Below are 23,212 nucleotides of genomic sequence, written 5' to 3'. Positions count from 1 at the left end.
AACCCAGAGGTACCACGGAACCGGCTTTGCCGGGCCGTTGGTGCCGCCCCCTTGAGGGGGTGACGCGAAGCGTCGCGGGGGTGCATCAATCCTCCAGCACCCAGGTGTCCTTGGTGCCGCCGCCCTGCGACGAATTCACCACCAGGGAGCCTTCCTTGAGCGCCACGCGCGTGAGGCCGCCGGGCACCATCTGCACCTCCTTGCCCGAGAGCACGAAGGGCCGCAGGTCGATGTGGCGCGGCGCGACGCCGCTCTTGACGTAGGTGGGGCAGGTCGACAAGGACAGGGTGGGCTGCGCGATGTAGCCCTCGGGGTGGGCGGCCACCGCCTGGCGGAAGGCCTCGATCTCGGCCTTGGTGGACGCGGGCCCGACCAGCATGCCGTAGCCGCCCGCGCCGTGCACCTCCTTCACCACCAGGTCCTGCATGTGGGCGAGCATGTACTTGAGGTCTTCCGGGTTGCGCCCCATGAAGGTGGGCACGTTGCTCAGGATGGGCTTCTGTCCCAGGTAGAACTCGATCATCTTGGGCACGTAGGGGTAGATCGACTTGTCGTCGGCCACGCCGGTGCCCACGCCGTTGCAGATGCTCACGTTGCCGCTGCGGTAGACGTCCAGCAGGCCCGCGCAGCCCAGCGTGGACGTGGGCCGGAACACCAGCGGGTCCAGGAAGTCGTCGTCGACGCGGCGGTAGATCACGTCCACCCGCTTGGGGCCGCGCGTGGTGCGCATGTAGACGAAGTTGTCCTTGACGAACAGGTCCTGGCCTTCGACCAGTTCCACGCCCATCTGTTGCGCCAGAAAGGCGTGTTCGAAGTAGGCGCTGTTGTACATGCCGGGCGTGAGCACCACCACCGTGGGCTCGGCCGTGGTGGCCGGGCTCACCGCGCGCAGGGTCTCCAGCAACAGGTCGGGGTAGTGCGCCACCGGCGCCACGCGGTTCTCGCCGAACAGCTCGGGGAACAGCCGCATCATCATCTTGCGGTCTTCGAGCATGTAGCTCACGCCGCTGGGCACGCGCAGGTTGTCCTCCAGCACGTAGTACTCGCCCTCGCCGTCGGCGTTGGGGGCGCGCACGATGTCGATGCCGGCGATGTGCGAGTAGATCTGGTGCGGCACGTCCACGCCCATCATCTCGGGGCGGAACTGCGCGTTCTGGAAGATCTGCTCAGCCGGGATGACGCCGGCCTTGATGATCTCCTGCCCGTGGTAGACGTCGTGGATGAAGCGGTTGAGCGCGGTCACGCGCTGCACCAGGCCTTCTTCCATGGTGCGCCACTCGTGCGCGGGGATGATGCGCGGGATCAGATCGAAGGGAATGAGCCGCTCGGTACCGGCGCCTTCCTCGTCCTTGGCGCCGTAGACGGCGAAGGTGATGCCGACGCGGCGAAAGATCATCTCCGCCTCTTCGCGCCGCGCCGCCATGGACTCGTCGGCTTGTTCGGCCAGCCAGCGGGCGTAGTGCCGGTAGTGCTCCCGCACAACCCCGTTCGGGGCGTGCATCTCGTCGAACATGGGTCGGCTCATGGTGCTGCTCTCCTGCCGAGGGAGCATAGCAAGGAGCGGGCCAGGGGAAACCCCTGGTGCAACGGCCGACGCGCCGGCGCGGCCGACTTACTCGTCGGCGCTGGCGAGGACCAGATCGAGGTTCAGTTGCCGGAGCTGGCGGCCGTAGGCGATCGCAGCCGCCGGCTCGGTGGGCCGGTGCCGCACGGCCTCGCCCAATTGGTTCGCGCGGCTGGCTGCGCTGGGGTTACCGCGGCTGCGAAACTGGCTGGCGATCGCGCCCACCAGCTTTCGGTAGCGGCTGGACGCCTTGCCCGCATCACCGAAAGACGGCGGGTTGCGCGAGACGTAGAGGCCACCGCCCCGCACGTACAACGCGTCAACGATCTTGCCCTGCTTGCTGTAGTACCTGCGCAGCCTGGCGTCGGCCCCTGGATGGGCCTTGGGGTTCATGGCCTGCCGCTTGAGCTGGAAGCCGTCGAACTGGGTCTGCAGGCGGGCGGCGAAATAGGAGAGAGAGGAGGACTTGGACATGGTGCTCGACACGGAATGCGGGTGAGCCCCGCAACGAATGCCGGGCGAACGTGTGTGGCCGCGCGCCCGCCGAAGTTCGCCGGGTCGGCACTGAAATGGCCTAGGCCATTGGGGTTGGGCGCTCGCCCCGACTCAATCGGCCGCGGGCGGCGCCGGCGCGAGCGGGACGTCCTGGTGCCAGTACCGCCGCCCCGCCACCCGCTCGCACCGCAGTTCGTCAGGCCGGTCGCTGCGCCAGGTCGCCGCGCCGCAGCGCGGCGATTCCACCCAGGGGATGCCCCTGGCCTCGTAACGCTCCACCACCACCCGCGCCGGGTGGCCGAAGCGGTTGCGGTAGCCCGACTGCACCACCACCCAGCGCGGCCGCAGGCTGTTAAGCAGCACCGGGCTGGAGGAGCTGGCGCTGCCGTGGTGCGGCGCCAGCAGCAGGGTGGCGCGCTCGCTCGGCCGCTCCAGCGCCAGGCGCACCTCCTGCGCGGCGGGCAGGTCACCCGTGAGCCAGGCGCTGGCGCCCTGGCGGGTCGCCACGCGCAGTACGCAGGACATGGCGTTGGTGGACAGGCCACGGTTGGCCCAGGCTTCGGGGCCGGGATGCAGGATCTCGAAGTCGACGCCATCCCAGGTCCAGCGCTGGCCGGCCAGGCAGTGGTTCGCCGGCGCTTCGTCGTAGGACGACAGCCAGCGCGCCTGCGCAAACGCCGCGCGCACGGCCTTGGCGCCACCCGAGTGGTCGCTGTCGCGGTGGCTCACCACCACGGTGTCGGGCCGCTCGCCCAGCGCCCGCAGCAAGGGCAGCACGATGCGCTCGCCCGCGTCGGCCTCGGGGCTCCAGGCCGGGCCGGTGTCGTACAGCAGCGCGTGGCGCGCGGTGCGCACCAGCACGGCACCGCCCTGCCCCACATCCAGCGCCAGCAGTTCGAACGCCCCCTCGGGCGGGCGCGGCGGCGCCCACAGCAGCACGGGCAGCACCAGCCAGGCCCCGGCCGCGCGCACGACCGCCGGCAAGCGCATGGCCAGCAACACACCGCCCACCACGGCGGCCAAGGCCAGCGGCAAGGGCGGCACCGGCCGGTGCAGCACCGCGCCGGGCCAGGCCGCCAGCCATTGCAGCAGCGGCACCAGCGCGTCCACCGCCCCCGCCGCCGCCGTCCACAGCGGCGGGGCCAGCAGGCCCAGCAGGGCCAGCGGCGTCACCACCAGCGTGACCCAGGGAATGGCGATCAGGTTGGCGGCCAGGCCCACCAGCGACACCTGGCCGAACAGCAGCAGCGTCAGCGGGGCGAGGGCAACCGTCATCAGCGCCTGTTCGCGCAGCAGGCGCTTGAGCGCCTGGGCGCCGCGCCAGGCCAGGCCGCTGGCCGGCGCCTCGCGCGCCGGGTCGCTCGCGAACAGCAGGCCCACCGCCACGAAGCTGAGCCAGAAACCCGCCGACAGCAAGGCCCAGGGGTCCAGCGCCAGCACGGCGGCCATCGCCAGCAGCCACACCGCCGGCCAGGGCCAGCGCCGACCCGACAAGCGCAGGCCCACCACCAGCGCCAGCATCAGCACCGTGCGCTGCGAGGGCACGCCCCAGCCGGAGAACACCGCGTAGCCGACCGCGCAGGCCACGCCGCCCCAGCCGGCCACCCAGGGCAAGGGCCAGCGCCGGGCCACGGCCGGCCAGCGCGGCGCTCTGCTTCGAAGCCACCGGCATTGAGGCTCGAATCAACCTTTCCCACGGCTCGCCACGGCTTCCAACGCCGCCTATCACTGCGCCTATCGGACTTGAAGGTCGTCTCTGCCGGCGAATACCTCGAATACTTTGAAATCAAGGCAACGCCAGAGAACAGCAGGCAGGCGATGTACACCTTCAACCACGCGCAACCCAGCGTCAATGCAGTATGCCTTCACTGTGGACGACTGCAATCGCGAGTTGTTGTAGCCACCCTTGTCCACCATCCATGCGGCGTAATACGTATTCCACCGAATCGACTCCGTGTCAAAGTGGTTGTCCGTGAGCATCCATTGGATGGCTTGGTTGTCACTCAACTTGCCTCCGAAGACCTCGCGACTTGTTGCGTATTCAACAGCCAGCTGCTGGCTACGTTCAGCCATGCCCAACGCCAAACCACCAAGGCGCATGCGAAATCTGTTGAATTGGTGCTGAGCGATCTCAAATCCCGCCCCTTCTTCCCCCAGGAGGTTCTCAGAAGGCACGATGACGTTCTCCAGCTTTACCTCCTGCTCGATTCCCCACGTGCGCGAGATAACAGGAATGTCGCGGGTCTTCTCGAAACCTGGGGTGTCATTGTCAACAAGAAAGACGCTGATACCCTTGTACCCCTTGCTGGCATCAGTTACGGCTGCCACAGCTGTGTAGGAAGCGCCGTGGTGACCTGTACGCCACATTTTTGTGCCGTTGATGACCCAGTGGTCCCCCTTGCGCACTGCGCTGGTCTGGATACGAGCCAAGTCAGAACCTGCCTGAGGCTCCGTAAAGCACATCGACCACCCGGTTTTCCCCTCCAACACAGGGTAAAGGTACTTCTGCCGAATCGGTTCAGGCGCTTTGTAGAGCACCGGCCAAGGTGCAAACGGGCCACCGGGCATACGACGGGGAGCCTTGGCAAACTCGGTGAGCACGATGACATCCTCCATTGCTCCCAGACCTTGACCACCAAACTCTTTAGGAACAATCAGTTTGGTCAAACCATACTCGCCAAGTTTTCCCTTGAGATGTGCGGTCAACTCTGCGCTGTACTCCGCAGAAGTGATGGGCCAGGTGCGGTAGTTCGGCAACACCTCGGTCGAGATGAAGTTTCTCGCACGTTGCTGGAGGTCAAGCTGGGCTTCAGTAAGTTCGAAGTTCATGGTGGTATCAAGGTCTGTTTTCTGTCTGGGGCTAGCGTGTTTTTAGTTCACTTTGGACTGCGAAGCGGATGCAGTCCGATACTGGTCACGAACAAGCCGCTTCAGCAGCTTTCCGGTCTCGCTCCTGGGGAGTCCACTCGCAAAATCGACACTACGCGGGCACTTCAGATGAGACAAGCGCTGCCGGCAGTATTCAATCAGCAATGCGGCTGTGGCGGCTGAGGCCTGCGAGGGATCACGCAGCTCGATGACCGCCTTAACCTCCTCACCAAAATCGGCATTCGGAACGCCGACCACGGCAACATCAGCTACGAGGGGATGCTGAAGAAGCACGTTTTCCGTTTCCTGAGGGTAGATATTCACGCCCCCAGAAATGATCATGTTCGCTCGTCGGTCGGTGAGGTAGAGATAGTCGCTGACCTCAACCACTACCTTACCGATGACATCCCGTCCTTCAAGCCGAGCTATTGCTTGTGGCGCCTTCTCCATCGGATAGGACTCGGTCACTTGTGGTCGGATACGTCCGTTTGACCATAGCTCCAGGAGAGACATCACGTTTCTGCTATTGCCCTCCGGGTCTTCGCGAACAAAGGTGCGCCAGTCAACGCCAACGATCTGACAGCTCTTCAGTAGAGTTAAGTTGAGCGGAATCTTCGGTATACCAGCGGTGAACCCAACAACCAAGTGCCTACCACCTCTGGCCATGCAGCGAAGGGCTGGTTCGGAGTAGTTCCCTCCCACGGGGTCGAAGACCACATCCACACCCTCTGGCGCAACTTGCTTAAGCCGCCTCGTCAGTTCTCGCTGTGGATCCCCCGGAAGAAGGTCGGCTTCGTAGACCACGCCATCGACCGCACCACACGACTTTGCGAAGTCCAGCTTCTTCTGAGTCGAAGCTCCCGCCAGGACTTTGGCGCCAAGAGCGCGTCCAACTTCCACGGCGGCGCTTCCAACCCCACCGGCCGCCCCCAAAACGAGAAGTGTCTCGCCTGGCTGTATCCGTGCCGCACGCGAGCTCAACCGCCGCTTGTGGTGGAGAAGTCTGACGGAGTCTACATCTGGGACATCGACGGCAAGCGATATTTAGACACAGTCGCCTCCTTGTGGAACGTCAACGTTGGACACAACCGGCGCGAGATAAAAGAGGCCATCACGGCCCAACTGGACAAGATTGCCTACTACTCCACGTTCACGTCAACTTCGAACCCCTCCGCAATCGAACTTTCGGCTCGGCTGATGGGGATGTTCTCCGCAGAGAAGATGGCCAGGGCGTTCTTCTCGTCGGGTGGTTCTGACGCGATTGAGACAGCACTGAAGATTGCGCGCCAGTACTGGAAGCTCGAAGGCCAGGCCGATCGAGTCAAGTTCTTCTCGCTGAAGCTGGGGTATCACGGGGTGCACTTCGGAGGTGCCTCGCTGAACGGCAACCCCGCATTTAGGCAAGCCTATGAACCACTGATGCCTGGCTTCTTCCAGGTGGAGACACCCTACACCTATCGAAACCTCTGGAATGAGTCGGACCCGGAGAGGCTAGCGTCCCTTTGCCTTGCAAACATTGAGCGCGAAATCCTTTTTCAAGGCGCGAACACTATCGCAGGGTTTGTTGCAGAACCTGTGCAAGGTGCTGGCGGCGTCATTGTTCCCCACGAGTCCTTCTGGCCCGGGCTTCGAAAGCTTCTTGACAAGTACAGCATCCTGCTCATCAGCGATGAGATCGTCACCGGCTTCGGGCGACTGGGATCAATGTGCGGCGCGCGCGCGTGGGGCGTAGCTCCCGACATCATGGCCATGGCGAAAGGCATCAATTCGGGCTATGTCCCTCTCGGCGCTACCCTGGCGAATGATCGGGTCATCTCCGCGTTCGACAAGCCGGGAGTGCCTGCACCTTTCATGCATGGCTACACCTACAGCGGCCATCCACTTGCTTGCGCCGCCGCCAATGCCAACCTGGCCATCGTCGAGCAAGAGGATCTTCCTGCAAAGGCTTTGGAGATTGGTGGCTATCTTCTGGAGCGCATGCAGGAACTGATGCGTCACTCCCATGTGGGTGAAGTTCGAGGCAAAGGCTTGATGTGCGCAGCAGAACTGGTGGTCGACCGGTCGACGCGCGAGATGCTGATGATGACATCCCCTTATGCACAAACACTGGTGCGAACCGCATTGCGCGAAGGCGCAATCATTCGCATCCAGGGGAACCGGCTGATTCTCTCCCCTCCTCTTGTTTTCACGCGCGCAAACGTCGATGAAACGATGCGCATTCTCCACCTGGCGTTCGAAGCCGCAGAAGGCGCTTAACTTTTTTGACCTGGAGCCATCCAATGAAAGTTGTCCTCGCATCCACTCTGATTGCTGTAACGTCCATCACCGCATGGGCTCCTGCATTTGCGCAAGACAAATGGCCTTCCAAGACCATTGAACTTGTGCATCCGTATCCTCCGGGCAACGACACTGATGCTTTGCTTCGACTGATTGCCCAGGGCATGAGCAAGCGGCTGGGGGTTCCCGTTCAGGTGATCAACAAACCAGGTGGTGGTGGCGTCGTCGGAACCAACGAAATTGCCAAGGCCAAACCCGATGGCTACACCCTTGGAACTTTCACGCTCGGCGCCGGAATTGCTCAAGTTTTGGCAGGCGTTGCCCCCTACAAGCAAACGGACTTCACACCTATCTCAGGCGTTTTTTCGACCGACTTCGTTCTCGCAGCTCGTGCTGACATTCCAGCCAACAACATCAAAGAGCTTGCAAATTGGTCGAAGTCCACCGGGAAGCCGGTCGTTGTCGGAACGTACTCCCCAACATCCGTCATCGGGCTGGTAGCGGCACGCGTCGCCAGGCAAGCAGGCTTTGGCTACAAGATCGTCTCCTTCCCCAATCCTAGCGCCAAGGAATTGACTGCAGGCGATGCCGACGTGGTCACTACCAGCGCTGAAATGGTCTCGCCGTTTGTGAAGGCCAAGCAAGTGAAGGTGCTCTCGAGTTGGGCTCCGGAACGAGCCAAGCACTACCCTGATGTACAGACTTCTGAAGAAGAGGGGTTCGGTGAAATCAACATGTGGGTCGGTCTGTTCGCACCTGCAGGAGTGCCTCCCGAGATCGCCGACAAACTGAGTGAGGCTGTTCGCCAGACACTTACCGACAAAGAGCCCAAGGAGCTTCTCGCTCGCATTGGCTCACCCGCCTACCCGCTCACCCGCCAAGAGATGGCACAACGCATCCAGTTTGAAAACAAGTGGATCAGCGAGCTCATGAATGAGCTCGGGATGAGCAAGAAGTGAGCACGGGTCAGACTCACGCATCGATGGCATCAAAAGGGCCCTATCGGGCTCTTTTGCTAGCGATTGCCATTGGGTCGGCAGCCGCAGCCTACGCCGTTCCGTGGCTGATAACGCCTTACGACCCGTCAATTCCCTGGTATCAGTCGACAGCCTTCTTTCCGAGAGTTGCGCTGTCTCTTGCCACCATGGGTGCACTGATCGAGCTCGTCAAACCCCATGCGCGGATTGAGGGGTCTGACGAAATTGATGCGAGCGAGTCGAACGTGCGCGTCGCGCTCATAGTGGTTGCCACGTTTGTCGCTTACGCACTCTTGGTCCCGGTCCTAGGGCTTCTCATTTCCACGGCCGCATTCTCTGTCCTGGCAGGACTTGTCGCGGGACTTCGAATCCGCACCGCCTTGGCGCTGGCTATCCCTCTAGCCATTGTGCTTTGGGTTGTTTTTGCCAAGCTGCTTTTGGTGGCGTTTGGCGGCTTCTTGTAATTCACGAGCTCGTTCGAGACTGAGATGGAATTCTTCCAAGACTTTGCCTTAGGGGTGAGCGCACTTTCGTCACTGACGGTGATGCTCAGCATCCTGTTTGGCGCAATTCTGGGTATTGTTGTCGGAGTTCTTCCCGGTGTTGGGCCCGGCGTAACGATTGCGGTGCTCTTACCCTTCACCTATGGCATGCCGCCCCTCGCAGGAATCTGCCTCCTGCTAGGCGTCTACTGCGGAGCGTTCTACGGAGGTGCCGTCACCTCCATTCTTATTCGCACCCCGGGTGAGGCCTCGTCCATCATGACGATGTTCGATGGCTACCCCATGGCGCGCAAAGGTGAAGCGCAGCGCGCGCTCTCCCTGGCGTTCATGTCGGCATTTCTCGGAGGCATTCTCAGCGCCCTCCTCTTAGGCCTTGCAGCGCGACCGCTATCGACCATGGCGGGCAAGTTTGGCGCTCCTGAGACAGCGCTGGCCATCGTGTTGGCATCCCTCTGCGTCGCCAAAGCCTACCAGCGCCAGTTCTTCCTGGCCCTAACGATGACCGCCCTGGGCTTCTTCATTGCGACGATTGGCATCGATCCGAACTCCAACGAGCAGCGGTTCACCTTCGGGTCGTCCGGAATGCTCAGCGGCCTGCCATTGGTGGCAGTTGCGGTGGGTCTTTTCGGTATGGCGCAGGCGCTCGTCATGATCTCCTCTGCAAAACCCAAGTTTGATGCGACATTGATTGAGAAGGCAGGACTTACTTGGCGAGGCTTGACCGAGGCACTTCGCTACCCGAAGGCTCTGGCGAAGGGCCTGTTTTTGGGAGGCGCGATCGGCATTCTTCCTGCGGTCGGAGCAGGGCTGTCCACCTCGCTGGCTTACTTCTGGAGTCAGCGCGGTGCGAAAAACCCGACGCCCTTTGGCAGTGGGAATCCCGAAGGAATCGTTGCGGCCGAATCCGCAAACAACTCCAACTCGGGTGGAGCGATGATCACCGTTCTCACACTTGGAATTCCCGGTGACGCCATCACGGCGATCATCATGGGCGTATTCGTAGTGCATGGAATCGTTCCAGGGCCCACGCTCTTCTTCGATCGCCCCGAGATCGTCAATGGTGTCTTCGTCGGACTTCTTGTACTGAACGTCATCATCCTTGCGTTGCTCGCGTTGTCGATCCGTAGCTTGGCACGCCTAATGGTCGTGGATACAACCTCAACGTGCCGCTGCTACCAGGCGGCGGCTTTGGAGCCTACCGGTACGCCTTCGAGAGAGTGATCCTGCCGGCGCTGGAGGCGTTCAAGCCAGAGCTCATCATCGTGGCCTGCGGATACGACGCCGGAAAGATGGATCCACTGGGTCGCATGCTACTGGATGGAAGGGCCTTTCGCTGGATGACGGAGGCCGTGCAAGACGTGGCACGCCGTCACTGCAGAGGACGCCTTGTACTTACCCACGAGGGTGGCTACTGCCCCGTCTCGGTGCCCTTCTTCGGTCTTGCGGTGCTCGAGCAGATGTCCGGCACTACGACTGATGTCGTTTGCCCTATCACTGCAAACCACGACCGCACGCCAGGTCAAGCATTACAAGCTTGGCAAAAGGAGCAGATAGACCAGCTCGCCATGTATTTTTAAGAGGTCCGATCAACGGCTTGGGCATAGTACAGGCCGATAGGCTGAGACTTCCTGCTGTTCACCTCGGTTGACACCGGTGTCATTCCAACTTGACCCACAATGAGTTCTGTTTTCGATACCGAGAAGGTCAAGGAAGTGGTCCGTCAAGTCTACGGAATTGACGGGAACGTCACTGCGCTCACCGGCGAAGTGGATGAGAACTTCCGCGTGAGCGGCCGCGATGGTGACTTTGTCCTCAAGATCTCTGGCTCAGACGTGAATCCGTTCACGGCACAGTTAGGACCCTACGCACTGGACTTCATCGCCAAGAGCGACCCAAGTCTTCCAGTGCCTCGCATCCTCAAGACGAAGGCTGGTCGGGCTCTCGCTGAGGTTGTGGACCGGTCGGGTCGATCACGCTGGGTGCAGTTGATGACATGGTTGCCCGGGGTTGCGCTTGAGTCTGCACCTGGTTCACGGTCTCAGCGGACTTCTTGTGGTGCTCTAGCCGGGTCAACCGCAAAGGCTCTTCGTGGATTCAGTCATCCCGGTCTTCGGCGGCCTATCATCTGGGATCTCACGCAACCGCGCTTGCTCCAACCGTATCTGGACGAGATGCGGGACTTCTCCGCTCACTCCAGCCTCACTGACTTCTTCTCCAGGTACCTGGGCATTCTGCCGAGCTTCTCAGCGTTGCCTCGGCAGGCGCTTCACAACGATGTGAATCTGCGCAATCTGTTGGTAGATGAGAGAGACTCAGACAGGGCCGTTGGACTAATTGACTTCGGCGACGTGGTCGAAACCATCGTCGTCGCTGACCTCGCAATCGCCGCTGGAGCTCACCTGATTCGTGCTCCTGGCTCAGGCGGGATCACTATCCAGGACTCAGTGAAGCTCTCAATTCTCGATGTTGTCGACGGGTACCGGTCAGTTGTCCCATTGGGAGCTGCGGAGCTATCGGTCCTCAATTGGCTCATCGCCGCGCGCTTGGCCAGCGGCTTACTGGTGACGTCCTGGCACCGCAGGCGTCATCCACACAGCAATCACTTTCCCGAGAGAAGCGATGCCGATGTAAAGCATCGTCTTTCCCTCATAGCTGAGGTCGAATCCATGAGGTTTGTCTGATGTCCACATACGTTCACGACCAACTCGAGCGACGAAGAAGGGCACTCGGCCCAACTTACACGCACTTCTACCAAGAACCATTGGAGCTCGTTCGCGCAGAGGGCGTTTGGATGTTCGACTCCACGGGCAAGAAATACCTAGATGCATACAACAACGTTCCAGCCGTTGGCCATTGTCATCCACTGGTTGTAGAAGCTCTGGCCAGGCAGGCCTCACGGCTGAACACCCATACTCGCTATCTCAGCAGGGAACCAACTGAACTCGCCGAGCGGCTTCTTTCGACGATGCCTCCTGATATTCAGAACGTGGTGTTCACTTGCTCGGGGAGCGAGGCCAACGACCTTGCGATAAGAATTTCTAAGTTCGTCACGGGCGGCACAGGGTTCATCGTGACCCCACACGCGTACCACGGAACCACCGAACTCACGAGTGGAATGTCCCCCTCGATGAAGGGCTACGCAAAAGGCAAAGACGTGTACATCACGTCAGCACCTCTGGGAGACGAGGGCCCCTCAGGGTTCGTCCTGGGGGTTAAGGCCTGCCTAGAGAAGATGCGTGCAGATGGTGTTAAGCCAGCGGGATTGTTGATCGACACGATCGTCTCTAGCGATGGACTCTGCATCAACCCTCCCGGTTTCCTCCAGGAGGCTGTGCAAGCTGTTCGAGATGCTGGCGGCTTGTTCGTTGCAGATGAAGTCCAGCCAGGGTTTGGTCGCATGGGCTGGGGTATGTGGGGATTCGAACTTCACGGCTCAATCCCCGATATCGTGACCATGGGAAAGCCCATGGGCAATGGTCACCCCATTGCGGCATTGGCGGCGAAGCCCGAAATCATGAATGCCTTCGCTCAGCGTTTTGGTTACTTCAACACGTTCGGAGGCAACAATGTCAGCTGCGCCGTGGCCCTTGCTGTTCTTGATGTTATTGAGAATGAAGGCTTGATTGAGAATTCTCGAAGCGTCGGCCTCCTACTCAAAGATGGGTTCAGGAGGCTTTCGAGCACATACCCAGCAGTCGTGGGCGAAGCGAGGGGTAGCGGGCTCTATTGGGGCCTCGATATGCTGTCCGGCGTTGAGACTTCTGATGTCGTGAACGGTATGCGAGATGCCGGTGTCTTGATTAGTTCGATGGGGTCCCGAAAGAACACGTTGAAGATCCGACCGCCTCTTATCTTCTCTCGTGAGAATGCAGAACTGTTCTTAGACGCACTAAACAAGGTGCTTCAACTCAAGATGTCTAGCCTGGAGAGAGCGGCTCCTCGCGTGCTGCCTCACGCTGTTTGACGCCTGAATTGAAGGAGGGCTGCTCCCCATTCTTCGCTTGAGCAAAAAGAGAAGGAGCCTGCTCGAATGCTCTCACCCACTATCTGCATATTTCAATCCTTCCTGATCGGTCGGTCCAGTCCGACTCGACTAGGCAGTTTGAATCGATCTGAGCTGGCAGTCCGAGCCGGTTTTTCGTGCCGCCCGTGCATCCATTGACCGCCTCCCTTCTTCACAATTGGCTACAAGCGGGCGTGCGACTAGACTTCCGCAATCGGCCAGAAGAGAAGCGGACGTCCGCCAAGGGTAGGTCTTCAGCGCGACGCTGGTCACAGCGTGTCTTACGGGCTTCTCACCGCGCCACAACTGAGCTTCAGCAAAAGCGTAGAGATCTTCGTCATTGCAACGCGAACACGTTAGGTCCCATACATATCCATGCGTCTTCGCCTTCTCCTCGCCATCCTGATGCTTGCGCCTGCGCTAAGCTCTCACGCGCAGAAGCTGCCTGCCCCGAGCCGTGACGTCTACCGTTGTGCGGTTGGCGGCAAAGTCACGTACTCGGACGCTCCTTGCCTTGGCGCCAAGAAGGTTGATGTCGAGCCCACGCGAGGACTCAATGCCACTTCAGGGAATGAACTTGTGGGCGCTGATGTTCAGCGCGAACGTCGCCGGGAACAATTTACCGAAGCGGTGCGGCCGATCACCGGCATGGACTCCAAGCAGTTGGACACCCAGGCCAAGCGAACGAAGCTTTCCGCAGCGTCGCGGCGCGAGTGCCAGGACCTGGATCAGGCGATACCTGCGGCTGAGAGCCAGGAACGCGCCGCATCTGGAGAGGCGATGAAGTCGGTGCAGCTACGCCTACTTTCCCTGCGCAAGCGGTTTATCTCGGTGGGGTGCTGAGTGACGGGGCCATACCTTTCGCTCAAGCGGGCTAGCACTGGCAGGGCACCTTTGTCGCGAAGCGTGCAGTCGCATCGTTCGCTTCGAGGCCTTGGCACCCTGCCGATACGTGCCGCTCAGCAATAACGTTTGGGTACTCGCTAACGCCATTGTGCGCAGCACCTTTTCACCGCAGAATGCCCCAAGCGCGGCATGTTCTGAGGCACGAAACTTGCGACCAGGTTTAGAAGTTGGACAAGCGATCTAGGTACGCCCTTCCATATCTCATATGTCGTTGAGCAGTTTGCTTACTTCGTCTACGCAAGTCGCGACAAGAGCGACGCGCTCTTCTCAGCTCGACTTGCATCTCGATCAGCTTCGAGACTGGACACTTGAGTATGAGCAACTTGAGTGCGGCGCTTTCATGGGCGACTTCTTGGACATCAGACTCCCTGGAGTACAGGTGTTTAGGGAGTTCACCAATCGATCCCTTCGCCAGCGAGGATCGATCCAGATGAGCGCCGCCGGAATTGCGTTTCAGGACACGCCGAACAGCTCTTCGAGCTCGCAGGCAATGTTTGGCCCGACGAGCTCGAGTATTGATCTGACAACTCCATCAACGTGCACCCTATTGGGGTTGGTTGTTGACTCCAGCCTGCTTGAGTCAGTGCTTGGTCCTGAAAGACCAATGATTCGCTGCAGTTGCTGGGCGAACAATGAATTCACGAAAGCCACCCGTGGTTTTTTGGACGAGGTAGTTGCACTACTGAGCCGCTCGACTTTGACGTTGCCGGCTGTTGGCGCCGAGGATCTTGCGACGCAGGCGGCTATCCACTTTGCCGATGTAATGTCAGGTGGCGCGTCCGAGCCACTTGCGTATCACAACACAGAGCGAAAGCGTGTGTTTGAACGAGCAAGAGAGTTTGTACTTTTGAAACCTGACTCACCACCTACGCTGCTAGATCTGTGCAGACACACAGGCGTTAGTTCGCGCAAGCTGACCTACTGCTTCCAGGAAGTCATTGGCATGTCTCCGCAGTCCTACTTGAGGATCGCGCGGCTGAACTCTGCTCGCAAGGAGTTCGCCCGAAGTGAAGGGGATGCCGGTGTGTGTGACATTGCAAGCCGCTGGGGTTTTTGGCACTATTCACGGTTCTCGGCTGACTACAAGAAGCTGTTCGGCGAGCTTCCCTCCGAGACGCTCCGGCAAGGCCGCGCACGTCACCGCCACTAACGCTTGATAGTTGCGCCTGGTCGAGGTTGTGCACGGCACCAGGGAACAGCAGGGTCGGACGTTGTTACTTCAAAGCGGTGGCGGCCAGATCTACCGTTCAACCGAGGGGATCTACTGGCGTAGTCGGTCGTACGGCACTCTCAATGGCCTCTCCGATGTCAAAGCAATGGCCCTCACAGAAGTGGTCAGCGATTATCTGAACTCCAGTGGGCACGCCTGCCTGAATGCCGGTGGGCACCGAAAGGGCAGGCAAACCCAAGAAGGGCACCACGAAGAGTGGCCCCTGTGCCAGCAAGATTTCCCTGAATACATCCGGACCTTGCTGGTCATAGTCCAATGGGAAGGGCGCCTTCCAAGAGACCGGGGTCACTACGACGGGATACTTCTCCATGAAGACCCGCCAGGCCGTCCTTACCTGCTCACGCACGCCGAGCATCTTGCTGAAGTCAGCAAAGTCAGACAGCTTGGTGATGTCGATCCATGTCCCCAAAGCCTTTCGTATACGTGCATCGCCAATCTTCTCAGCCACAGCTCGAAAGCCTCGCCCGAACTCCGATAGTGCAAACCCCGACCACATGTCGGCCGTTTCCGCAAACTGAGGGGGAACTACTTCCTCAACGATGTACCCCGCACTCGTCAGCGCTCGAGCAGCGACTTCCAACCCCTTCGCAACGGAAGGGTCGACCTTTACGCCGGGAAGCCTTGCCAATATTGCCACGCGAGTTCGAGGAGGCAAACGCTTCGGAGACACTGCTGCTTCGCTCCACCATGAATCTCGCACGTCTCGAGCGGCCAGAACAGGCAGAGAAACTCTCAGGTCAGCGACATTGCGAGCTATAAGTCCCTCAACGGCCATCAGTTGCACCGCAATCGGTCGAGGCATGTTGCCGGAAGACGGGTTGTAGCCCGCCACTCGACCAATGGATGGGCGAATACCTACCACTCCACAGCAATAGGCGGGATATCGAATCGAGCCTCCAATGTCGTTACCGTGCGCCAGCGCGCCAATACCCGAGGCCACCGCAGAGGCAGCGCCGCCGCTCGACCCCCCGGGCGTAAGAGTCTTGTTCCATGGGTTGAGCGTCTGTCCGTGTAAATCGTTGTCGCTGAACCAGCGAAACGAGAATGCCGGCACATTGGTGCGTCCGAAGATGACTGCGCCGCCCTTGCGCAAGTTGGCAACCGGTGATGAGTCCTCCTTGGCAATTGCGCCCTTGAGGGCCACGATGCCATTGGTAGTGGCGCGCCCAGCGTAGTCAACGTTGATTTTTGTAGTTACGGGCACCCCATGCAGAGGAGCAAGCTTCGAGCGCGGCGTATTCTGCGTTTGCTTGTCTGCAGCATCCGCAGCTGCCAGCGCTTCGTCGCTCAAGGTCTCTACCACTGCATTGATGGTAGGGTTGACTTCACTTAGACGTTGCAGCGCACTTTCAGTTGCCTGTCGAGAAGTGATCTTCCCATCTCGAATCGACTGGGCCAGATCCGTCGCAGACCAAGACCACAACGGCTGGGAGGAAGAGCTACGTGTCTTCAGCTTAGATGTTCCTTCGGCAGCATCGACCTGAAATGCAGTGATTGAAGCGGAAGCCGCCGCTGCCTGAGAAAGGAATCTACGTCGATCCATGGTTACTCTCCAAGTTGAATGGGACGCACATGAATTTCGCCAAATCCGGGTAGCCAAGCAGCCACCGAAGGGCGGCACTTTCGACATCCGGATCTAGCACTAGGCTGTACGTTCATGGCATTCCGTGCCGGAAACGCATCGCCACAAGCTGCACTTCACCTCTTCGCCGGCCGGCTCAGGTTCAGCGTCGGGGTCTCGTCGAAGTAGTTCCAGGGCTTCAGCAGGACGTTGACCCATTCGGTTGGCATGATGGGCCACTCCTCGGCTCGCGCAACGTGAGTGGTACCCGTTGTCAGCCACACCACGTTGTCCGTGCCGACAATTGGCTGGTCGTCACTAGTGAACTGCGCAAGACCCGTGTCAGTGTTCGACCTATTGGGATACTTACCTTCGGGAAACATCTCGTCCGGGCTGTATCGCGTTACCCATATCTGCCGATCCATGAAGCTCAGGCGATGACTTATCCACTCATCCTTCCCAAATGCAGCGCCCTTTGCGATTGGGTGAGTTCCCCCAGCGTAGGGGATCAATTGATAAGAAACTGGATTGCCCACCTTGTTGTTCTTGGATGGGTTACTCAAGAGACGAATGGTCGACGGGTCAAATTTTTGAGCGGCACTCAGTTCACTATCGACGGTTCTCTGTGTGGTTTGCATCGTGCTTGTGCGAGGACCGCCACGAGTGTTTGGCAGAACCACAGGATCAATCTCAGTGAGAGTGTTCAACTCGCCATCGATGTCCAGATCCAGGCGGAAATTGTAGATGTGCTGATGGGTAGTTCCCACTATGTTGTGATCCAACAGAGTACCGAATCGCGTGTCTTCAAGTGCAGTGGGGTCCTGCATGGTTCGAGTGACAACGCCCTTTACGGCCTCAATGCCGGTTGCTCCAGCATTGATTCCGATTGTTCCGTTCTCCGAGAAAACCCAGTCGAACATGTAGTCGTAGTTGCCTACAGTACTGATCCAGCGAACAACCAGTTCCCGGCGCTCTACGCTCACGTTGGGGCCACCCATCGGCTGATGTTTGAACTCCGGTCCAGCATAGCGTTCGAAGATTGCTATCGCTCGAGGAATCTTCATCGGCTTTCCAGCGTAGTCCGCAATCACCGCGTCCATGAAGACGGCGTTCTGCGGAGCGTCCTTCATTGGCTCGATGGGAGATGTGAGCGTACCCATCCCGTACTCGCCTGAGTCGAGATACGCCTTGAAATACCAGCCAACATCTGGATCGCCGTACGGGACAATCATCCCTCCGAGAGAACCTTCATACATCACCTTTCGCTTCACCCCCTTATCCCTGTAGGTGACGGTTGAAAGGACCACGCCCACACGTGAATCAAGACGAACGTGAAAGTCCCAGTTGCGCCAATGCAGGGTGTTTGCTGCTATGGTGTAGTTCTTCCCCTCAGGTTCCAATATGTCGAGTGGCTTGTGTGGTTCAGCAGCGATTTTGTCTCGGCCGTCGTAAGGGGTAAGCTTCATTGGTACAGGTATGACGCCTCCGTCTTCGACTTTGACTACGACCTTCTTCTCGAGGTCGACAATCGCAACTAGGTTTTCAATGGGGTGAGCCCAGAAGTTTCCGTCGCCAACGTCCAGGTAGCTCACCACCTTCAAGAGTCGATCCTCTTGCTTCAAGCCGTCTTTTCCATCGAAGTAGCCCACGGTAAGTGGGCTGCTAACCACCTTCTTCACGTCTTTGATGCCGCGCTTGGCAAGCGCCTGAGCAAACTCAGGACTCGCCTCGACTGCAGCCTGTACGTCTGCAAAGTCGTTAAGTAGCACCATGCCGTGAGCACCTGGGACAGGAGTCCACTTCGTCACACTTCGTCTTGCCAGGTCGACCGCGCCCTCGATGAGGGATTTACCGTCAAGAATCACAAAGTCTGCTTGACGCCCCTCTTGAACTGGGGCACCAGTGAGTGCGAAAGCCCAGACTTGATCTTTTGGTGGCCGCCTAACGACTATCTCGGTGAAGCGATAGCTCGGCTTATAGCGACCTGCGCTTTTTAGGATTTCGACGGTCTGATGGATCTCTTCCACGCTCAGCGGATTGACAGGATGTGGTGCCTTCTCCACGACGAAGGTTTTGTCCAAACCAGATTGAAAAACTTGGTTGACGAAGTCGTGAGAAACGTAGGCAGTTCCTTTGCGCATCACAACTGGAACATCCAGCTTGTGTGGATTGCCGTTTACCAGGATTTCCTTGGAGTCAGGTTTCAGTCTCACGATGACCCCATGGCGGGAGATCGTGAAGACTCCTGTGTAGTCGTCCCACTTGACCACTCCACCAAAGTCCTCAACAGTCTGCTTCAACGGAAGCATCTTGGCTGCTGCGCCGTGGGCTAGCGCATCCGGAACTGAAAGGGAGACCACTGTCGCGCCAAGGACAAGAGCAGCCATAGTCGCGCGCAGAGGCAGAAGACTCTTGATGAGTGGCGGCAGGTCGACTGGTTTCTTCATGATGCGTTTATCGGAACGAGGCGATGTAGAACCGCCAAAGTTACCGACTTCCGACCACTGCAGTTATCCAGTTCTGGCAAAAGAAGGGGGGTCTCCGCTCTTGAGATGTCAACCGGCTGAGACAACGACGGGTGGACGTTACCGAACGATGTTAGGCATTTCGTGTCCACCTTCTGCAACGGAACGTCTCAGAACGCCGCATCGAGGATCCTTCAGGTGAGGCACGAGAAGTTTCAGAGCCGAGAGGCAGCCTGAAAGCCCTGCGCGGAAGAGGCTTGCGAGTTCGGAATCGCCCGACCAGTCACGGATGTCACAGGGAAAGCGATGTTGATCTGGCCCGTGCCCGAAGCGCCGAAGTACGGCGTGATGACCTCGCCGTGGCCGTCGTACTCGCTCCAGCCGAGTGCGCCGAGCATCATGGCCGTGTCGTGCATGAAGCCTTCGCCGTGGCCCTTCACGGCGTACTCGGGCAGCATCTCGCAGAAGGCCTTCCACTCGCCGCTCTGCCACATGCGCACCACCTCGTGGTCCATGGTTTCCAGGAACGGGCTCCAGAGCTTGAAGGCGTATTCGGGCGCCAGGCCGTTCTGCGCGAAGCGGTGGCTGAGCGATCCGCTGGCGAGGATGGCGACGGTGCCGTCGTATTCGTCCTCGATGGCGCGGCGCAGGGCCCAGCCCAGGCGTGCGCTGTCGTTGAGGTAGTGGGCCATGCACAGGGCCGACACGGACACGGCCTTGAAGTGCTGGTCGGGGTTCATGTAGCGCATGGGCACGAGGGTGCCGTACTCGGGCGCGAGGGTGGTGCCGTCGTGGGCCAGCGTGTCCACCTTCATCTGATTCGCCACCTTGGCCAGCAGCTTGCCCAGTTCGGGGTTGCCGGGGATGGCGTAGGGCATGTTGGCGATGAAGTGCGGCAGCTCGTTGCTGGTGTAGTTGCCCTGCCAGTGTTTCGCGCAGTTGATGTGGTAGCTGGCGTTCACCAGCCAGTGGGTGTCGAACACGATGAAGGTGTCGACGCCCATGTCCCTGCAACGCTGGCCGATGTCCTTGAGGCCATCGATGGCGTCCTGGCGCGTGCCCTTGCGCGGCCCTTCGTCGATCTCGCTGAGCACGATCGAGGGAACGTGGGTGATCTTGGCGACGAGAGCGAGCTTTCCCATGTCAAATCCTATTGATGTCGTGGCGCAAACGCGCGCTCGTACGCTACATCCGACAGTCCAGTAGCCGCGAGCTTCAACGACATTCCTTTATCTGGATCGACCGCAATCTTCACTGAAGCGCATCTAGCTAGAGATCCAGGGTAAGAGAAGGTGTCAACGCTCGGCTGCAACAGATCATGATTACGTTGTTAGCGCTTCGCTCTTGCTCGGACAGCAAGCTGTCTCGGTGGTCTGGAATCCCGTCCAGGAGTCGTGTCTCGCACACACCACAGATGCCCTGCTCGCAAGAACGAGGAGCGCTGACGCCAGCCTCTTCTAGAGCCTGCAGAATGGACTGCTCCTCTTTCACTCGAATGCATTTCCCCGACTTGGCGAGAACAACTTCGAATCCGCCCGAGTTGACAGGCGGGGGAAGTTCCGCAGAGAAACGCTCCAGATGGACGTTTTCCTGAGGTCTCGAAGCGCATGCCTCCACGTACGACGCGAGCATTGGCCCAGGCCCACAGCAATAGAAGTGGGTTTCCGGGGCGGCTTCTTCGACAAGCTTCTTCAGATCGAGCACTCCCCCGGCGTCCTTGTCACGGTGGACGGTGACTTTTCCTGGCCAACGACTGATCTCGCTCGAGAAGGCTTCCTGTTCTACACCTCTGACTGCATAAACGAGCCTCCATGGCCTTCCCAAAGCCTCCATATGAGCGGCCATGCTCAGCATCGGTGTGATTCCAATGCCACCAGCTATCAACAGTGCAGGTGCATCCCCTTCATGCAAAGGAAAGAGATTCTTCGGAGGACTGGCCATTAGGACGGCCCCGACTTTCAGCTGCTCATGGATGTAATCCGAACCGCCACGACCATTGCGTTCGCGAGCGATGCCCAGCACGTACCTATGCGTCTCGGAAGGGTCATTTAGAAGAGAGTAGCTGCGCTCGCCGACCGGCAAAACCAGTCCGACGTGCGCACCTGCCGTAAAAGGAGGCAGGTGAGCGCCATCGGCGCTGACGAACTCATAACTATTGACGAGTTCGTTGTGCCAGCTGACTCCCTTTAGCCGCAGGCTGATCAAATCATTTTCGGCCATCATGCCCCGCGATGCACTCATTGGTCGCTGGATCGAGGATGGCATTGCCAGCCACGATGTTCACAAAGTAGGACTCACTGGGGATCGAACCAATGGGATTCGAGCCAGCAGCCACTTGAGCGGCCTGCTTCTTGAAGAGTCGACGCATCATTGCGATGCCGGCGTCGATTCCCGTCAGATGCTCTTCGGAGTGAAGGTTGATGTCTCCCTGGCCCTTCTGCGCGACGTAGTCCGTCTGCCACAACTGATGATCCTCGAGCGACCACTCCAGGAATGGACGTCCGTGCTTAGGACCCCATTCATCGGTGAGCATTCCCACGTTGTAGAACGTCGCAAACGGGTTCACGCCCTTCTTCTTGCGAAACAAGTGGAAATGCAGGAACGACTCGTCGGTTGACGGGACAATCCAGCCGAGATTTGCCTTGCCCAGGTCATCATCAGTGACACCAGGTGTGCAGTGCATGTTCGGCAGAATCACTTGGCTTACTCGCTGGTGGAGGCGACCATCCGGTAGGGTGCGATGCTGCACGGTTCGCACACCGTCGGGCATGTATTCGAACTTCACCTCGGGAAGGATTCCGAGGCTAGGCACAAACTGGGTGCCGTTGATGAGGTAATGGGTGACCACGGCGTGGAACGGGTCCATGAAGTTGTCAAACGTTTGCCACCAGTTGTAGTCGGCGCGTGCAGAAATTTTCGGATGCGGGCCGTTCGGGCCACACGTGGTCTGAATTGCCAACACCTCCTCGTCCTCCTCAAGACCTTCTGTAATGGAGAACGTCGGGAAGGCGGGCTGGCTTTCCGGTGGGCCCATGTAGGCAAAGATCAGCCCATGGTGCTCGTGTAGCGGGTACCAGGGCTGACGCACCGCGCTGGTAGTCGGCGTCATCTTCTCGCACGGCATATCCAGAATCACGCCTTGGGCGTCGAACTTCCAGCCGTGGTAGCAGCAACGAATGCCGTCTTCTTCAACGCGACCGTACAACAACGAAGTACCACGGTGAGCGCAGCGCGGGTACAGCAGGCCGGGACGACCTTTTCCATCCCGGAAGAGGATCAGCTCTTCGCCCAACACATGGATGGATTTGGGGAGACTGCCCGCATCGGTGGAAAGCGCGACTGGCTGCCAGTAGCGCCGCAACAGCTCGCCGCCAAGGGTGCCCGGACCGCAACGAACCAGGTCTTCATCAGGATGCGGCGCGCTGCGCCCGTACGCACGACCCATCAACTGAATCGGTTTGGTTTCCATGGGGCTCTCCTTCGATGTCTCAGGTTTAGGAATCTCAATTTTAAGATACTTTTGCACATGAAAACCAAGGGTTAACCCCAGTTTGAAGACCTGGTGAGGCCCACGTAGGAGTAGGGTCGCAGGCGGCTAGATGAGCGTCTTGACTAAGGCCGCGCGCAGTGACGCACGGCGCATCCATGCGACATGCTCCGCAGAATTCGGAGCTTCGAGATACGAGGGGGGCCTAGAGGATTCCAGGGAGCGCAAACTCCCCTACTCAGGAGATGCGGCACCTCCAGTTGCGCCGGCGTAGCCGGCCCAAGAACTAGGACTGCCGAGGCCTAGCCTTGCGCGTCGACGTCTTGGCCGTAGCGCGCTTGGGTTTGACGACCTCAGCGTCGGACTCCATGTCGTGAACCAGCGGGTTTTCAGAGTCGTCCATCATTCGGTCGTAGAGGAGACCGAGTTTCTTGAGGACACCGGTAAACACACGAACTTCAGCAGGATCCTTGAAAATCGTCGTCAACGGCTCCCCGAGCAGGCGAAAAGTTGAATCGACGGCTTTGTCCACCAATTCCCGGCCGCTGTCTGTCAATTGGATGACCACACTGCGCCGGTCCTCCGGGTCAGGGATGCGTGTGACCAAGCCCGCCTGCTCCAAGTTATCGATGCGATAGGTGATGGTGCCCGAGGTGACGCGAAGCAGCTTGTAGATATCGGTTGGCCGCATCCTGTACGGCTCCCCTCCACGTCGAATGGCGTAAAGGAGATAGAGTTCTGGCCCCTTCAGGCCAAGCTCCTTGCTGACGACAACGGCCTGCTGGTCCATCAGCATTGCCAGCGCGCGAATACGCAGCAGGATGCCGAAATGTTCCATGTTGGAGTTGACCCGGTTCCGTGGACACATCATTCTT

20 protein-coding genes are annotated in these 23,212 nt (G+C 59.3%); 9 read left to right on the top strand and 11 right to left on the bottom strand.

Features of this window, described 5'->3' with window-relative positions; translation table 11 throughout:
- Positions 1-85: 85 nt before the first annotated feature.
- From JNX00_RS07100 to JNX00_RS22340, 5 genes are all read right to left on the bottom strand, one after another.
- A complete protein-coding gene (locus JNX00_RS07100; protein ID WP_070398772.1) occupies positions 86-1,525 on the bottom strand; it encodes a circularly permuted type 2 ATP-grasp protein in 1,440 nt (479 codons plus the stop codon).
- 87 nt (positions 1,526-1,612) lie between these two features.
- A complete protein-coding gene (locus JNX00_RS07095; protein ID WP_204744514.1) occupies positions 1,613-2,038 on the bottom strand; it encodes a hypothetical protein in 426 nt (141 codons plus the stop codon).
- Positions 2,039-2,170: 132 nt separating this feature from the next.
- Complete coding sequence (locus JNX00_RS07090) at positions 2,171-3,691, bottom strand: DNA internalization-related competence protein ComEC/Rec2 (RefSeq protein WP_204744513.1); 1,521 nt, start codon at positions 3,689-3,691, stop codon at positions 2,171-2,173.
- 102 nt (positions 3,692-3,793) lie between these two features.
- Entirely contained in the window at positions 3,794-4,888 is a 1,095-nt protein-coding gene (locus JNX00_RS07085; protein ID WP_204744512.1) for an acyl-CoA dehydrogenase family protein, read from the bottom strand.
- Between the two features lie 42 nt (positions 4,889-4,930).
- Positions 4,931-5,827: a zinc-binding dehydrogenase gene (locus tag JNX00_RS22340; protein ID WP_239478271.1), complete on the bottom strand. Its 897-nt coding sequence runs from the start codon at positions 5,825-5,827 to the stop codon at positions 4,931-4,933.
- Here JNX00_RS22340 and JNX00_RS07075 point away from each other — a divergent pair.
- The 9 genes from JNX00_RS07075 to JNX00_RS07035 all read left to right on the top strand — a co-directional run bounded on the left by JNX00_RS07075 (position 5,735) and on the right by JNX00_RS07035 (position 14,743).
- Positions 5,735-7,183, top strand: a complete 1,449-nt coding sequence (locus tag JNX00_RS07075; RefSeq protein ID WP_239478324.1) for an aminotransferase class III-fold pyridoxal phosphate-dependent enzyme — start codon at positions 5,735-5,737, stop codon at positions 7,181-7,183. The two genes, JNX00_RS22340 and JNX00_RS07075, sit on opposite strands and share 93 nt — an antisense overlap.
- Positions 7,184-7,206: 23 nt before the next feature.
- The gene (locus tag JNX00_RS07070) at positions 7,207-8,163 is read left to right on the top strand and encodes a tripartite tricarboxylate transporter substrate binding protein (protein ID WP_204744511.1); all 957 of its coding nucleotides are present in this window, start codon (positions 7,207-7,209) and stop codon (positions 8,161-8,163) included.
- A 23-nt stretch (positions 8,164-8,186) separates the two neighbouring features.
- Positions 8,187-8,645 (top strand): tripartite tricarboxylate transporter TctB family protein, encoded by a 459-nt coding sequence (locus tag JNX00_RS07065; RefSeq protein ID WP_239478323.1) that lies wholly within the window; start codon positions 8,187-8,189, stop codon positions 8,643-8,645.
- A 24-nt stretch (positions 8,646-8,669) separates the two neighbouring features.
- Positions 8,670-9,905 carry a tripartite tricarboxylate transporter permease gene (locus JNX00_RS07060; RefSeq protein ID WP_204744509.1) on the top strand — a complete coding sequence of 412 codons (1,236 nt, stop codon included), beginning with the start codon at positions 8,670-8,672 and terminating at the stop codon, positions 9,903-9,905.
- Positions 9,848-10,261: a hypothetical protein gene (locus JNX00_RS07055; RefSeq protein WP_204744508.1), complete on the top strand. Its 414-nt coding sequence runs from the start codon at positions 9,848-9,850 to the stop codon at positions 10,259-10,261. The genes JNX00_RS07060 and JNX00_RS07055 overlap by 58 nt, the downstream gene beginning before the upstream one ends.
- Before the next feature lie 99 nt (positions 10,262-10,360).
- Complete coding sequence (locus JNX00_RS07050) at positions 10,361-11,365, top strand: phosphotransferase (protein WP_204744507.1); 1,005 nt, start codon at positions 10,361-10,363, stop codon at positions 11,363-11,365.
- Complete coding sequence (locus JNX00_RS07045; protein ID WP_204744506.1) at positions 11,365-12,648, top strand: aminotransferase class III-fold pyridoxal phosphate-dependent enzyme; 1,284 nt, start codon at positions 11,365-11,367, stop codon at positions 12,646-12,648. Before JNX00_RS07050 ends, JNX00_RS07045 begins: the two co-directional genes overlap by 1 nt.
- A 414-nt stretch (positions 12,649-13,062) precedes the next feature.
- The gene (locus tag JNX00_RS07040) at positions 13,063-13,530 is read left to right on the top strand and encodes a DUF4124 domain-containing protein (protein WP_204744505.1); all 468 of its coding nucleotides are present in this window, start codon (positions 13,063-13,065) and stop codon (positions 13,528-13,530) included.
- Between the two features lie 493 nt (positions 13,531-14,023).
- A complete protein-coding gene (locus JNX00_RS07035; RefSeq protein WP_204744504.1) occupies positions 14,024-14,743 on the top strand; it encodes a helix-turn-helix domain-containing protein in 720 nt (239 codons plus the stop codon).
- A gap of 97 nt (positions 14,744-14,840) precedes the next feature.
- Here the strand turns inward: JNX00_RS07035 and JNX00_RS07030 are convergent, their stop codons facing one another.
- The 6 genes from JNX00_RS07030 to JNX00_RS07005 form a co-directional block, all read right to left on the bottom strand.
- Positions 14,841-16,367, bottom strand: a complete 1,527-nt coding sequence (locus JNX00_RS07030; protein ID WP_204744503.1) for an amidase — start codon at positions 16,365-16,367, stop codon at positions 14,841-14,843.
- Positions 16,368-16,522: 155 nt separating this feature from the next.
- The gene (tynA, locus tag JNX00_RS07025) at positions 16,523-18,832 is read right to left on the bottom strand and encodes a primary-amine oxidase (protein WP_239478270.1); all 2,310 of its coding nucleotides are present in this window, start codon (positions 18,830-18,832) and stop codon (positions 16,523-16,525) included.
- A gap of 233 nt (positions 18,833-19,065) precedes the next feature.
- Positions 19,066-19,992 carry a 3,4-dihydroxyphenylacetate 2,3-dioxygenase gene (gene hpaD, locus JNX00_RS07020; RefSeq protein ID WP_204744502.1) on the bottom strand — a complete coding sequence of 309 codons (927 nt, stop codon included), beginning with the start codon at positions 19,990-19,992 and terminating at the stop codon, positions 19,066-19,068.
- A 127-nt stretch (positions 19,993-20,119) separates the two neighbouring features.
- Positions 20,120-21,073: a PDR/VanB family oxidoreductase gene (locus JNX00_RS07015; protein ID WP_204744501.1), complete on the bottom strand. Its 954-nt coding sequence runs from the start codon at positions 21,071-21,073 to the stop codon at positions 20,120-20,122.
- Positions 21,057-22,319 carry a Rieske 2Fe-2S domain-containing protein gene (locus JNX00_RS07010; protein WP_204744500.1) on the bottom strand — a complete coding sequence of 421 codons (1,263 nt, stop codon included), beginning with the start codon at positions 22,317-22,319 and terminating at the stop codon, positions 21,057-21,059. Before JNX00_RS07010 ends, JNX00_RS07015 begins: the two co-directional genes overlap by 17 nt.
- A gap of 304 nt (positions 22,320-22,623) precedes the next feature.
- The gene (locus JNX00_RS07005; RefSeq protein WP_204744499.1) at positions 22,624-23,175 is read right to left on the bottom strand and encodes a MarR family transcriptional regulator; all 552 of its coding nucleotides are present in this window, start codon (positions 23,173-23,175) and stop codon (positions 22,624-22,626) included.
- Positions 23,176-23,212: the final 37 nt, after the last annotated feature.

Origin of the sequence: Hydrogenophaga sp. YM1 (assembly GCF_016903055.1) — a bacterium.
Taxonomy (GTDB): domain Bacteria; phylum Pseudomonadota; class Gammaproteobacteria; order Burkholderiales; family Burkholderiaceae_C; genus Hydrogenophaga; species Hydrogenophaga borbori.
The sequence above is the reverse complement of the archived record's forward strand: the minus strand, read 5'-3'. Positions and strand labels throughout refer to the sequence as shown.

Excerpts from the sequence above, each read along its gene's own strand:
- JNX00_RS07100 (WP_070398772.1), bottom strand. The coding sequence starts at position 1,525 with ATGAGCCGACCCATGTTCGACGAGATGCACGCCCCGAACGGGGTTGTG.
- JNX00_RS07070 (WP_204744511.1), top strand. The coding sequence starts at position 7,207 with ATGAAAGTTGTCCTCGCATCCACTCTGATTGCTGTAACGTCCATCACC.
- JNX00_RS07015 (WP_204744501.1), bottom strand. The coding sequence starts at position 21,073 with ATGATGGCCGAAAATGATTTGATCAGCCTGCGGCTAAAGGGAGTCAGC.
- JNX00_RS07095 (WP_204744514.1), bottom strand. The coding sequence starts at position 2,038 with ATGTCCAAGTCCTCCTCTCTCTCCTATTTCGCCGCCCGCCTGCAGACC.
- JNX00_RS07030 (WP_204744503.1), bottom strand. The coding sequence starts at position 16,367 with ATGGATCGACGTAGATTCCTTTCTCAGGCAGCGGCGGCTTCCGCTTCA.
- JNX00_RS07010 (WP_204744500.1), bottom strand. The coding sequence starts at position 22,319 with ATGGAAACCAAACCGATTCAGTTGATGGGTCGTGCGTACGGGCGCAGC.
- JNX00_RS07035 (WP_204744504.1), top strand. The coding sequence starts at position 14,024 with ATGAGCGCCGCCGGAATTGCGTTTCAGGACACGCCGAACAGCTCTTCG.
- JNX00_RS07040 (WP_204744505.1), top strand. The coding sequence starts at position 13,063 with ATGCGTCTTCGCCTTCTCCTCGCCATCCTGATGCTTGCGCCTGCGCTA.
- JNX00_RS07065 (WP_239478323.1), top strand. The coding sequence starts at position 8,187 with ATGGCATCAAAAGGGCCCTATCGGGCTCTTTTGCTAGCGATTGCCATT.
- tynA (WP_239478270.1), bottom strand. The coding sequence starts at position 18,832 with ATGAAGAAACCAGTCGACCTGCCGCCACTCATCAAGAGTCTTCTGCCT.
- JNX00_RS07060 (WP_204744509.1), top strand. The coding sequence starts at position 8,670 with ATGGAATTCTTCCAAGACTTTGCCTTAGGGGTGAGCGCACTTTCGTCA.
- hpaD (WP_204744502.1), bottom strand. The coding sequence starts at position 19,992 with ATGGGAAAGCTCGCTCTCGTCGCCAAGATCACCCACGTTCCCTCGATC.
- JNX00_RS07050 (WP_204744507.1), top strand. The coding sequence starts at position 10,361 with ATGAGTTCTGTTTTCGATACCGAGAAGGTCAAGGAAGTGGTCCGTCAA.
- JNX00_RS07085 (WP_204744512.1), bottom strand. The coding sequence starts at position 4,888 with ATGAACTTCGAACTTACTGAAGCCCAGCTTGACCTCCAGCAACGTGCG.
- JNX00_RS07005 (WP_204744499.1), bottom strand. The coding sequence starts at position 23,175 with ATGGAACATTTCGGCATCCTGCTGCGTATTCGCGCGCTGGCAATGCTG.
- JNX00_RS07045 (WP_204744506.1), top strand. The coding sequence starts at position 11,365 with ATGTCCACATACGTTCACGACCAACTCGAGCGACGAAGAAGGGCACTC.